The sequence below is a fragment of the Scytonema sp. UIC 10036 genome (assembly GCF_009725235.1).
The window spans coordinates 1-12,297 of sequence record NZ_WJFC01000301.1 but is presented as its reverse complement, the minus strand read 5'-3'; the positions used below and the strand labels follow the sequence as shown (position 1 = coordinate 12,297).

Sequence of the window (12,297 nt, the reverse complement as noted above, 5' to 3'; positions counted from 1 at the left end):
GGCATTAAGTAATGGTCAAAAAGGCATTCTTAGGCTTTCCCCCTTGTCCCCCTTGGCCCCATGCCCCGTCACTGGTCACTGGTCACTGGTCAATGTTATTATTGAGAGTCAACTGGGTAACCTATAGATTAAACCGTATTGTTGTTGCCCGAAGCACAAGATGAAGTCTGTTGCAGACGCCCCAAACTCTGAACTGAATATACGAGACAGTCCGCCAGTGGTTCTAACCTCTGAGTTGCGAAAGGTCTATCGCACCGGCTTTTTTATGAATCAGAAAGTTGTCTCTCTCAAAAACTGTTCTTTAAAAGTTTACAAGGGAGAAACTTTTGGGCTTTTGGGACCAAATGGTGCTGGTAAAACCACACTGTTGAAGTTGTTACTGGGAATTATCCGTCCAACATCAGGGAGGGGACTACTTTTGGGCAAGCCAATTGGAGACCGTGGTGTTAAAGAACGTATCGGGTATCTACCAGAGAATCCTTATTTATATGACTATCTCACGGGTTGGGAATTTTTACAGCTAGTCGCCGGACTATTTCAAATTCCTAAAAAGGTTCAACGCCAACGCATTCCTCAATTGCTTGAATTGGTGGGATTGCCTCAATCTGATGCCCGCAAAAAACTCCTGCGACGTTATTCAAAAGGAATGTTACAACGTGTCGGCATGGCGCAAGCACTCATTAACGATCCAGAACTGGTATTCTTGGATGAACCAATGTCGGGGCTTGACCCTGTGGGGCGCTATCAAATGAGAGAGATTATCCTATCGCTGAAAGCAGCAGGTAAAACAATTTTTTTCAACAGTCATGTTCTGAGCGAAGTCGAACAAATTTGCGATCGCGTTGCCATTCTTGCCCAAGGTGAACTCATTTGTTCTGGGTCTCTCAATGAACTTTTGGGAACAACTGACGTATATTCTATCAAAGGACACGGTGGAGATTGGGAAATTATCGAAAAATGGGTCAATAATTTGGAATACCAGCCCGATGGGTCTTGGCAAGGGGAACTCAATGGAGATTATTATGATTTTCTCGCAAGCCTCCGTTTGATGGGAGGGCAATTAATAGCTATGAATTTGTCACGTCCATCTTTAGAAAAGTTTTTTGTGCAACAAATTCAAAAACTCAAAAATCAGTAATCAGATAACAGAAATTGGCGATGGGCAAATCGCTTTCTCATTAAACACGCTTTGCTGTCTCTTATGACTTTTCATACTTATTGGGCTTGTAAAAATATCGCTTCCCAGTGAGATAAGTACAACAAAATTTACAGGAAATTTATATGTGACAGAGTTGAATTTTAAAGAAAATTTAAATAAACTTTAAATTTATTAAATAATTCCCTTCCGGAAGCATAATTTAAATGAAGAATGTGTGAACATCAGGGAACTAAAATACGTAAAAATAGTCAATCAGGCTAAAAATGTTTAGACAATATGTAATTGATAGTAATCTCAGGTAAGCAATGCATAATACGAGTGTGGTGAAATTGCTCGCCCATCCAGTTGTGGGTATGGTGCTATTAACTTCTGTAAGTATCGCTATTCCAACCGTTAGTTTAGCACAAAGACAGCCAACACCCAGAACAACACAGGTAGACACAAACTACACGCTAGGAGGCGGCGATCGCATTAGAGTGAGTGTATTTGAAGTTCCCGAATACTCAGGCGAGTACCAAGTTCCACCGGGTGGAGGAATTAACTTACCTTTGATTGGCAATGTCAGCGTTCTGGGACTCACAACGGAACAAGCAGCTGACTTAATTGCTCAGAGATACTCTCGCTATCTAAAACGTCCTATTATTTCAGTTAACCTATTATCACCTCGTCCCATTAACGTTTCTGTTACTGGAGAAGTTACGCGTCCGGGAGCGTATAGTCTGAGCTTACAAGGAGGTGCGGGAGACAATCCTGGGGTACAATACCCAACAGTACTTGCTGCACTAACCACTGCCCAGGGTGTAACCTTGAGTGCGGATGTAACTAGAGTAGAATTGCGGCGCAAACTCGGAGCAAGACCGGAGCAAACTATTGTTCTCAATTTGGAAGAATTTATACGCACGGGTAGGTTACCCCAAGACATTACTTTGCGGGATGGCGACACCATTTATGTACCCACGGCCAGCACTTTAAACTTAGCAAATGCACGTAATTTAGCTGCATCTAGTTTTGCTGCGGACCCCACAAGACCGCGTACAGTAGCAATTATTGGTGAAGTTTATCGTCCTGGGTCATATCTGGTTAGTCAGGGTGGTGCAGAAGGTGGTGGAGGTCAGACTGGCGCACCAAGTATTACAGGTCAACCAACACTAACACGAGCAATTCAGCAGGCTGGAGGAATTACACCACAAGCTGATGTTCGTAATGTCATCATTCGCCGACCGACAAGAACTGGATCGGAACAATCTATCAATGTTAACCTGTGGCAACTGTTGCAGAGCGGCGATATCAATCAAGACATCATCGTACAAGATGGAGACACAGTTGTTATTCCAACAGCAACAGAAATCAACCGGGCAGAAGCAACACAATTAGCGACAACAACTTTATCTCCCACACGCATACAAGTGGGTGTTGTGGGTGAAGTGAAAAGACCGGGACAAGTAGAGCTTCAGCCCAACAGTACCTTAAACCAAGCGTTACTAGCTGCTGGTGGGTTTAATGATGCAAGAGCTAGCAGCAAAGCTGTCGATGTAGTTCGCTTGAATCCCGATGGTTCTGTGACCAAACGTCAAGTCAAAGTAGATTTTAAAGCAGGAATCAATGAAGACACAAACCCCATACTCCGCAATAATGATGTTGTCGTAGTGTACCGCTCTGGTGTAGCCAAAACTGGTGATACCATTGGTACAGTCATCAATCCTTTCAGTGCTGTCTTAGGTGTTTTTAGAGCTCTATTCGGATTCTAAAAGTATTGCCTCTAGTCTTTTTACCCCCTTTAGCCCGCTTGTGCGGGCTTTATTTGTTAAGCAAGAGGAAAAATCATGAGAATTAACTTATTTCCTATAGCTAGTAAAAGTATTACTTCTGGTGAATATAACTTAATAAAAATTATTCAAAAATATCAAGAACAGTTTTACGTTTTGCTGTGGTTGCAAAACCGTAGCGATTTGGGTTTCGATTCTGGAGTCGCTTCATTTATTGCTCTTTTCAAAGAACCCAATTCTATCTGTTTGTTTACAGGTGCAGTCAGTGATATGGTAACAATGCCTTCACCCCCCAAATACGCAGATGAGGGTGGTGGTTATGATGCGATCGTAAAATTTATTAATTCTCTTGAATCGGTGAAGAAAAGGACTCTCAGAATTGACCCGGAAGACGTTCTTGATGGTGCTACTATTCGCACTCAAGATTTATGGGAGGAATTATGTACCCAGTCTGAGGATTACCGAACAGTGACACAGCGCATGGCTGCTTATGAAGAACTTATTTTAGAAATTTCTACTAATAAATCTGGAATGTTATTTCTCGAAGAAACTTTTTTAAATGAAGAAGAGTAATAAGCGATACTGTGCTTTATGGTTTGTAGTAGCGCTGTCTTCGCATGTACGAGCGAAACTGCTAACAATGTTACAGTCAACAAGTCAGTTAAAAACTGGTAATCCAAACTGCTAGTTTCTACGTCACTTATAAATGTGCTAGTACTCATGACCAATAACTCGTGATTTATATGCAGTTTCCGGTTAGCAAACGTCCACCCAAAGTATCCTTAGTAAAAGGATTGCTGTGCAGCTTGACCCTAGCTTTTAGTTGGGGTGCAGGAATTCCCTCAACATTGGCAGCAGAAACAGTGACCATCCGCTTTGGTCCTTTTCAGCAGTCAGTGGCGATCGCAGACTTGGAAAAGTTTGCTAAAACTGGTAGATTGCCGGAAGGGCTGGAAGTTTTATCCCCCTTTTTAACATCAGAAATACGAGAGTTATTGACCAAACGTTTTTCTGTAGATCCAGCTTTTGCCGATAAATTTGTTGATGAAATACGGCAAACACCAATAGGTAAACAAATTCTATCGTCTTTAGGAGCCGCGATTCCAGGCAGTACAGTTGATACCATTCAACTAGCCCTCAACCTTGCACTTAAACAAGTAAACGGTTTGAGTCCGCTTGGTTTCCTACGTGCTTACCCACAGGAAAATGTAACAGTGGATGCTACTCAAGTCATTGGTTTGGCAGTAGAGCTTAACCCCAGTCACATACAAAGTCAAGCCCTGGGTGTTTTATTGGAACGGGAGTTGTCTGCTAAAAGTAAGACACCCTTTAAAGCAACCTTCGATCCATCCATAGTGGGAAACGAAGTCGTACAGGAACAGACTCTAAATTTTTATGACCGAAAGCGCAACCGCACGTTACCTGTAGATATTTATTGGAGTAGGGGTAATTCTGAAAATCCTTTGGTTGTTCTTTCCCACGGTTTTGGTTCCAATCGAAGAGCTTTGAGATATTTAGCAAATCATCTTGCCTCTCATGGCATAACAGTCGTTGCTATCGAGCATCCAGGTAGCAATGCCATGTCAGTGAATAAAGCAAACGATGCTGCTAATTTAGGAAAATTGCTACCACCAACCGAATTTATCGATCGCCCACTCGATGTTAGTTTTGTCCTTGATGAACTCGCAAAACTTAACACTCAATCAGGAGAACTTCAAGGAAAGTTTAACACGGAGAAAGTTTCTGTCATCGGTCATTCTTTGGGCGGTTACACTGCTTTAGCTTTGGTAGTCCCAGAGGTGAACTTGGAAGAGTTACGGAAATTTTGTAAAGATTCCCTCAATCTTGACAAATCTCCTGGTGATTGGTTGCAGTGTTCTGCAGCTTCGTTACGAGATAAAAAACTGCGATTGCAAGATAAGCGAGTGAGTCAGGCGATCGCTCTCAATCCTGTCATTGGTGAAATCTTCGGTAAAAAAGGTCTAACTCAAATTACCCAACCCGTCCTGATATTATCAGGAACCGAAGATGCTATCACCCCAGCGCTCAAGCATCAGATAGCACCTTTTCATCAAATCCAAGGCGAAAAATATTTGTTGACTGCCATTGGAGGTACTCATTTAAGTATTAGCGATCCCGCAAGTGCTGCCTACTCCATTGTAAAAGAACGACGAGGTGAAGAAGCCAGATCCCTGAGACGATTGACTCAAGGAGCTAGTCTGGCATTCATCAAACAACTGACACCAGAAGCAAAAACTTACCGAGAATTTTTGACCCCAGCTTACGCACAGTTTCTTTCTACTCCTGAGTTGCCATTAAGTCTTGTGTCTGAATTGCCTACCAGTATCAAACCCTGGGTGGAAGGGAGTAGGGAGTAGGGGGTAGGGAGTAGGGGTAGGGTAGCCCCTAACCCCTATTTTTATCAAGACTATATTAAGTAAAGTTACGGACAAATAAAATGCTTGCAAGCGTAACCACTTGGTGATTTAATAGCGTTGTTCTACAGTGACTTGGTGTAGCTTTTTGTATCTAATTCATAAACACTTGCTTATTTCTTCGATTTGTGATACCAACAATACTCATTCAGGGAGAAAATCCTGAGTTTAGGGCATGATAGTAGTGTGTCCTTATAGTAAATTCTACCAAACACTTAGTTAGGAGCTTACATGGAACCAATTATTGCAATAGTCTTAGTGCTGATAGGGTACGCATTAGGATCTGCAAAACTGATAAACCAGGGAAATGAAGCCTTAGTCGAACGCCTGGGTAAGCAGCACCGAAAACTCAATCCTGGTTTAAACTTCATAGTGCCTTTAATCGATCAGATTGTGATGGAAGACACAACGAGAGAGCAGTATCTAGATATTAAACCTCAAAATATTATAACTAGCGATAATGTTTATTTAGAAGTTGATGCTGTAATCTTTTGGAGGATCGTAAACATGAGTAGTAGTTACTACAAAGTAGACGATCTTCAAGGTGCTATCACTCAGTTAGCTACAACAACTATCCGAGAAGTTGTTGCTCAGAATACTTTGCAGGATGCTAATAGTGCTAGAAATAAAATGCGTGACACTATTAAGAGTATGTTAAATGAAGTAACAAATGAGCAGAGAGATCCAACGACAAAGGAACTGCTGAAAGATCCGGTGACGGGTGAACCGAAGTTAGGTTGGGGAGTTGAGATTATAAGAGTGGATATTCAAAGAATTACGCCCCCAGAAAGTGTTCAGAAGTCAATGGAAGAAGAGCAAGCAGCTGCAATTAGGAGTGAGGCGGCGCTTAAGGAAGCAGAAGCCGCACGGAAAGCAGCTGTTAAGAAAGCTCAAGGAACTCGAGAGTCTATGCAAATTCTCTCTGATGCTTTACGTTCTAATCCAGAAAGTAAGGAAATATTGCGTTATCTTGTTGCTCAAGATTATATCAATGCCAGCTATAAACTGGGTGAAAGCGAAAATGCCAAAGTCGTCTTTGTCGATCCTGGCAAAGGTAGCGAAATGATGGATTTGATATCCGACAGCGTCCATGATGAAGGGCAAAAATCTGGCAATGGAAATGGTTCTACCTAAAGCGATTGCAAATTGGGCGGCGATTATCGAAAGATAGCATCAGCAACCAATGACACATCCCGCATCTCTGTAACATCATGCACTCGGAGAAGATCGGCACCATTAAAGATTGCAGCACAACACGCCGCAGCCGTTCCCCAGACTCGGGATTTCGGATCTGGTTGGTTGAGAATTCGACCAATGAAACTTTTACGGGACAGCCCTACTAAAATAGGGCAGTTAAGTTGACGCAATTCCGGTAAGCGGCGCAAAATTTCTAAATTGTGCTCGTAGTTTTTAGCAAAGCCTATGCCCGGATCGATAATAATTTTTTGGCGATCGATACCAGCTGCTGTTGCAGCAGCTATTTGCTGTGTCAGAAAACTTAAAATCTCCCCCATCAAATCCTCATAATCAGTCATGGTTTGCATATTCTGTGGGTTTCCCCGGAGATGCATCAGTATCACAGGTACATTAAGACTACTGATAGTTGACAACATTTTTGGGTCAAAAGTACCACCAGAAATATCATTAACTATATCTGCTCCTTCTTCCACAGCTGCCTTTGCTACATCCGCTCTTGTAGTATCCACAGAAATAGGAACTTGTAGTTCTGTTCGCAACAAGCGCAAGACGGGCAAGACACGGTCAAGTTCTTCAGTCAGAGAAATTTGTTCTGCACCAGGTCGAGTAGACTGACCTCCAACATCGATAATATCTACACCACTTGCTACCATAGCCCGTGCTTGTGCTAAGGCAGCAGAAAGAGTGTAAAAATCGCCACCATCACTAAAGCTATCTGGAGTAACATTTAAAACACCCATTAAATAAGTGCGCTGTCCCCACTCAAAACAGTGTTCTCGGATAATTAGTACCATTGTTGATTTTAGACCCGTGGATTTTAGCAGGCTCAGCCCCGCATCTCTCGTTACCAGGCTCAGTCCCGCATCTCTCGTTACCAGGCTCAGCCCCGCATCTCTCGTTACCAGGCTCAGCCTGGTAACGCTCTTACGAGAGGCTCCGCCTCTTCCATACAGAAAAAAATTTTACGATGTGAGGCAGCAGCCCATCGGAATGCATTCCCAGCTAGAAGCTGGGAACGAGAAAAAGCACATATATCTAGTGATAGTTGACAATTCGAGCAAAGCTTGCAGGTTCAAGACTTGCCCCTCCCACTAAAACCCCATCAATTTCAGGTTCAGCCATGATTTCATCAATAAGATTTGGCTTTACGGAACCGCCATACTGAATTGGAACATCAGGATTGCTCAACAAACTGCGAATGAAGCCAATGACACGATTGGCTTCCTTGCATTCACAAGTATCACCAGTGCCAATCGCCCAAATGGGTTCATAAGCAATCACCAAATTCTCCTGATTCACATCCACCAAATCTGATTTTATTTGGTGAGCAATCAGCGATTCTGTTTCGCCCTCATCTCGTTGTTGTTTAGTTTCACCCACACAAAGAATCGGGGTGAATCCAAAACGTTGAGCGGCTTTAAGGCGTAGATTAACGGTTTCATCCGTTTCCCCAAAATATTGTCGCCGTTCGCTATGACCGACAACAACATAACGTACCCCAATTTCAGCTAGCATAGGTCCGGAAATTTCACCTGTGTAGGCTCCAAATTCCTCCCAGTGGATATTTTGTGCCCCCAATTGTACGCGACTGCCATGTAAATTTTTTGACAAAGCGCTTAAGTCAGTAAAGGGGACGCACAAAACCACTTCTCGCTCATCAGGGGTTGCGTCCAAAGCAGGCAGGAATCCTCTTAAAAAATCTTCAGATTCTGCCTGAGTTTTATACATTTTCCAGTTACCGGCAATAACTATTTTTCGCACAGGTGATTTCGTCAATATCTTACTGCTACAGATGCATTCTTCAGTTTAGGATGTTTTGTTGGTCATTTGGGGATTGGGGATTGGGAATTGGGCATCGGGTATTGGATATTGATTCTCACGTGACCCCTTGATTCTCCTGACTGCGCTTCCAAAAATCATTAGGATGGTAAATAGAGTAGTATATAAAAATTTAAAATTACAACCAAACACAAACCTACATAATTCTTAAAATTATCCGCCTCCATCTGCGTTCATCTGCGGTTCAAAATCTAAAATTGATATGACCTCAACATTACCCATACCCGAACCTGACGGTAATGCAACCCGTCCAGACAATAACTCTCCCCAATGGCAAGAAGAAATTGATAGTGCCATTTTCACCTTTGACGACATTCAAGCAGAAATCAACTACAAACAAGCACAAACAGCACTACAAAATTTAGTAACCCATCTAGATCTCACCTCCCAAGAACAAGAAGGGCTAGAAACAGAAATTGCTGACTTAGAAACCATGTTGGGAAAACTAGAACGCATGGTAGTTCAAATAGCAGCTTTTGGCTTGGTGGGACGTGGCAAATCCTCCTTACTGAACGCCTTAGTAGGACAACCAGTCTTTGAAACAGGTCCCTTACACGGTGTCACCCGCAATACTCAAACCGTAGATTGGAGCTTTTCTTCAGAAGAAATCGGCAAAACAGAACACGCTTTGCGAGTCACTTTACCAGGAATAGGTCAATCTCAAGTACAACTGATTGATACCCCTGGTTTAGATGAGGTAGATGGCGATACCCGCGCAGCACTAGCAGAACAGATTGCAAAACAAGCGGATTTAATTCTGTTTGTAATTTCTGGTGACATGACCAAAGTCGAACACGAAGCCCTTTCTCAACTACGCGAGGTTGGTAAACCTATTCTGCTGGTATTTAATAAAGTAGACCAGTATCCAGAAGCAGACCGAATGGCAATTTATGAAAAAATTCGGAATGAGAGGGTTAGAGAACTCCTTTCACCAGATGAAATTGTTATGGCAGCTGCATCGCCCTTAATCAGGACGATGGTTCGCCGTCCTGATGGAACTCGTAGTATACAGTTACAGTCGGGAACTGCTCAAATTGAGGAACTCAAACTCAAAATTTTGGAAGTTTTGCAACGTGAAGGGAAAGCTTTAGTTGCTCTTAACACCATGATTTATGCTGACAATGTAAATGAACAATTGGTGCAGCGCAAACTCAAAATTCGCGCCGAAGCAGCCAATCAGCTTATTTGGAAGTCAGTCATGACAAAGGCAATTGCGATCGCACTCAATCCTGTCACTGTAGTAGATTTTCTGAGCGGAGCGGTCATTGATGTTGCCCTGATTGTAGGTTTATCCAAACTCTACAGCATTCCCATGACAGAAACAGGAGCGGTCAACTTATTAAAACAAATTGCCCTTGGGATGGGTGGCATTACTGCGAGCGAATTACTGGCGAACTTGGGTTTAAGTTCCCTCAAAACACTGTTGGGACTATCTGCACCTGCAACTGGTGGTATTTCCCTCGGTCCCTATTTATCTGTAGCCCTGACGCAAGCAGGCGTTGCAGGCGTTTCTTCCTACGCCATAGGGCAAGTCACCAAAGCATATTTAGCCAATGGAGCATCATGGGGACCCAGTGGACCGAAAGCTGTCATTAGTAAAATTTTGGCAGATCTTGATGAAAGTTCTATCCTCAGCCGAATCAAGGATGAATTACGCAATAAGGTGAAGTCGAAGTAGCCATCACTCACATACTTTTCTTCTCCGCTACTTCTGCAACTAGTTCTGGCGCTTAGAAACGTGGCTATCGTATTTCTAAAATACTATCAGAATATAAGCGGTATAACAGGAGTATAAAACTTGCAGCCAGATTTAATGGGCTTGGAAATTACAAAGGGCGAACTCAGACGCTTGATTGGGTTAGACCCAGATGACGTATTTCGACCTTCTATTATGCAAAATCGCGAGAAGCGATTGGGTTTTCTTGTAAATGAAATGATAGTAGCACTTGCTCTCACACCGATTGTTGTCGGTGGAATTTATGCGTTTATTATTTTGCCCATCTTCGGTTCCTCAATCCTTTTAGGGATACTCTTGTTAATTTTAGTACCAGTAACTGTAGCGATCGCAAGATGGGTTTGGCGGCGTATAAGCTGTCCAAAAACACTGACAACACTTTTAGATGAAGTTGATAAGTATCATTCTGTTATCAAAGCGATAGATATTCACGATCAACTCACAACATCAGGCAATGAGAGCAATTTTAACGATCGAGAGAAAGCGATCGCGGCTTTACAACTTATTCGAGAAGATTTAGTCCGGGCTTTGAAAACAGAACGAATTTTGCGAGATAATAAAAAACTGCTTGCCAACAACCAAGAGCTATTTGTCAATAATTTAACGAATTTGCAAACTTTGCAGCTGAGCGCTCAAGCTAGCGAATATGCTCAATTTCTCAATCAATCGTTGCAAATTGCTCTTGATGTTCAAGCAGAGGTAAGAAAATTGCAGTCTCCCCAGTAAGTGAGGAGTAGGTGACACCAAGATGAATACAAAACCAAAAATCATTGTCCTGGATGACGATCCCACAGGTTCTCAAACAGTTCACAGTTGCTTACTGCTCATGCGCTGGGATGTAGATACCCTGCGACTGGGGTTACAAGACGATTCACCGATTTTCTTTGTGCTAACTAATACAAGGTCACTCCCTGCAGATAAAGCAGCATCGGTGACTAGAGAAGTTTGCCAGAACCTAAAGCAAGCTATCGAAGCTGAAGAAATTCATGATTTTCTAATCGTCAGTCGTTCTGACTCCACTTTACGGGGACATTATCCTATTGAAACCGATGTTATTGCTGAAGAACTCGGTTCTTTTGATGCTCATTTCCTTGTACCAGCATTTTTTGAGGGCGGACGTATCACCCGCGACAGCATACACTATTTGATAATCAATGGTATTCCAACCCCCGTGCATGAAACTGAGTTTGCTCGCGATTCAGTTTTTGCCTACCATCACAGTTATTTACCCAATTACGTAGAAGAAAAAACAAAGGGTCGTATTGAAAAAAACTCAGTAGAACGCTTCTTACTTAAAGATATTCGAGATGGAAGTTTGGAACGCTTAATGCATCTCAGCCACAATCGGTGTGTAGTTGTGGATGGAGAAACTCAAGCAGATCTTAACCGTTTTGCACAAGACGTATTAGCAGCAGCAAGCCAAGGAAAAAGGTTTTTATTTCGCAGCGCTGCCAGTATCTTAACAGCTTTAGCAGGATTGCCACCCCAACCGATTGCAGCAGAAAATATGGCACAGTATGTGAGAGGGGGTAAACCGGGCGCAGTCATAGTAGGTTCCCACGTAAAAAAAACAACCGAGCAATTAAAGATGCTCTTGGAAGAAGAGGGAACAGAGGGTATAGAAGTTGATGTTGCTCAGTTGGTTAATGCAAGCGCAGATGAATCTGCTACACTTCTAATCAAGGTTGTTGACAGTGTTCAAGCAGCACATGATGCTCACAACACACCAGTAATTTATACCAGTCGTCAAGAGCTAACATTTGAAAATGTGGAAACTAGATTGCAATTTGGTTTGAAAGTTTCAGCTTTGTTAATGGATATTGTACGGCATCTACCATCAAATATTGGGTTTTTAATTAGTAAGGGCGGCATTACGTCTAACGATGTTTTAAGTACTGGTTTAGCTTTGACTTCAGCACGTTTGCTCGGTCAAATTCTAGCTGGTTGTTCAATGGTAAAAACTCCATCAGATCATCCTCAGTTTCCCGATCTACCAGTGGTATTATTTCCTGGCAATGTGGGCGATGCTCATGCTTTAGCAACAGTTTATGAAAGATTAAAAGTGGTTAGTGGTTAGTGGTTAGTGGTTAGTGGATAGTGGTTAGCAGAAAAACCAACAACCAACAACAAAAAACTAAATACAAATAACAACAAACAACAAAAAAA

10 protein-coding genes are annotated in these 12,297 nt (G+C 42.5%); 8 read left to right on the top strand and 2 right to left on the bottom strand.

The window, feature by feature from the left end:
- The first annotated feature begins 160 nt into the window (after positions 1 to 160).
- The 5 genes from F7734_RS57685 (at position 161) to F7734_RS57665 (ending at position 6,494) form a co-directional block, all read left to right on the top strand.
- Positions 161 to 1,138 (top strand): ABC transporter ATP-binding protein, encoded by a 978-nt coding sequence (locus F7734_RS57685; RefSeq protein WP_155753122.1) that lies wholly within the window; start codon positions 161 to 163, stop codon positions 1,136 to 1,138.
- A gap of 326 nt (positions 1,139 to 1,464) precedes the next feature.
- Entirely contained in the window at positions 1,465 to 2,907 is a 1,443-nt protein-coding gene (locus F7734_RS57680) for an SLBB domain-containing protein (RefSeq protein WP_155753121.1), read from the top strand.
- Between the two features lie 75 nt (positions 2,908 to 2,982).
- Positions 2,983 to 3,498: a hypothetical protein gene (locus F7734_RS57675; RefSeq protein WP_155753120.1), complete on the top strand. Its 516-nt coding sequence runs from the start codon at positions 2,983 to 2,985 to the stop codon at positions 3,496 to 3,498.
- 170 nt (positions 3,499 to 3,668) lie between these two features.
- The gene (locus F7734_RS57670) at positions 3,669 to 5,303 is read left to right on the top strand and encodes an alpha/beta hydrolase (RefSeq protein WP_155753123.1); all 1,635 of its coding nucleotides are present in this window, start codon (positions 3,669 to 3,671) and stop codon (positions 5,301 to 5,303) included.
- A 288-nt stretch (positions 5,304 to 5,591) separates the two neighbouring features.
- Positions 5,592 to 6,494: an SPFH domain-containing protein gene (locus F7734_RS57665; protein ID WP_155753119.1), complete on the top strand. Its 903-nt coding sequence runs from the start codon at positions 5,592 to 5,594 to the stop codon at positions 6,492 to 6,494.
- Between the two features lie 23 nt (positions 6,495 to 6,517).
- Here F7734_RS57665 and folP read toward each other — a convergent pair whose 3' ends face one another.
- Both folP and tpiA read right to left on the bottom strand, forming a co-directional pair.
- The gene (folP, locus tag F7734_RS57660) at positions 6,518 to 7,351 is read right to left on the bottom strand and encodes a dihydropteroate synthase (protein WP_155753118.1); all 834 of its coding nucleotides are present in this window, start codon (positions 7,349 to 7,351) and stop codon (positions 6,518 to 6,520) included.
- A 241-nt stretch (positions 7,352 to 7,592) separates the two neighbouring features.
- Positions 7,593 to 8,318 carry a triose-phosphate isomerase gene (tpiA, locus tag F7734_RS57655; protein ID WP_166482794.1) on the bottom strand — a complete coding sequence of 242 codons (726 nt, stop codon included), beginning with the start codon at positions 8,316 to 8,318 and terminating at the stop codon, positions 7,593 to 7,595.
- 280 nt (positions 8,319 to 8,598) lie between these two features.
- Here tpiA and F7734_RS57650 point away from each other — a divergent pair, with 280 nt between their 5' ends.
- From F7734_RS57650 to F7734_RS57640, 3 genes are all read left to right on the top strand, one after another.
- Positions 8,599 to 10,074, top strand: a complete 1,476-nt coding sequence (locus F7734_RS57650) for a GTP-binding protein (RefSeq protein ID WP_155753116.1) — start codon at positions 8,599 to 8,601, stop codon at positions 10,072 to 10,074.
- Positions 10,075 to 10,194: 120 nt separating this feature from the next.
- Complete coding sequence (locus F7734_RS57645) at positions 10,195 to 10,857, top strand: hypothetical protein (RefSeq protein ID WP_155753115.1); 663 nt, start codon at positions 10,195 to 10,197, stop codon at positions 10,855 to 10,857.
- A 22-nt stretch (positions 10,858 to 10,879) separates the two neighbouring features.
- Entirely contained in the window at positions 10,880 to 12,208 is a 1,329-nt protein-coding gene (locus tag F7734_RS57640; RefSeq protein ID WP_155753114.1) for a four-carbon acid sugar kinase family protein, read from the top strand.
- Positions 12,209 to 12,297: the final 89 nt, after the last annotated feature.

Coding starts and splice junctions, on each gene's coding strand:
- F7734_RS57675 (WP_155753120.1), top strand. CDS start 2,983: ATGAGAATTAACTTATTTCCTATAGCTAGTAAAAGTATTACTTCTGGT.
- F7734_RS57670 (WP_155753123.1), top strand. CDS start 3,669: ATGCAGTTTCCGGTTAGCAAACGTCCACCCAAAGTATCCTTAGTAAAA.
- F7734_RS57685 (WP_155753122.1), top strand. CDS start 161: ATGAAGTCTGTTGCAGACGCCCCAAACTCTGAACTGAATATACGAGAC.
- F7734_RS57640 (WP_155753114.1), top strand. CDS start 10,880: ATGAATACAAAACCAAAAATCATTGTCCTGGATGACGATCCCACAGGT.
- F7734_RS57665 (WP_155753119.1), top strand. CDS start 5,592: ATGGAACCAATTATTGCAATAGTCTTAGTGCTGATAGGGTACGCATTA.
- folP (WP_155753118.1), bottom strand. CDS start 7,351: ATGGTACTAATTATCCGAGAACACTGTTTTGAGTGGGGACAGCGCACT.
- F7734_RS57680 (WP_155753121.1), top strand. CDS start 1,465: ATGCATAATACGAGTGTGGTGAAATTGCTCGCCCATCCAGTTGTGGGT.
- F7734_RS57650 (WP_155753116.1), top strand. CDS start 8,599: ATGACCTCAACATTACCCATACCCGAACCTGACGGTAATGCAACCCGT.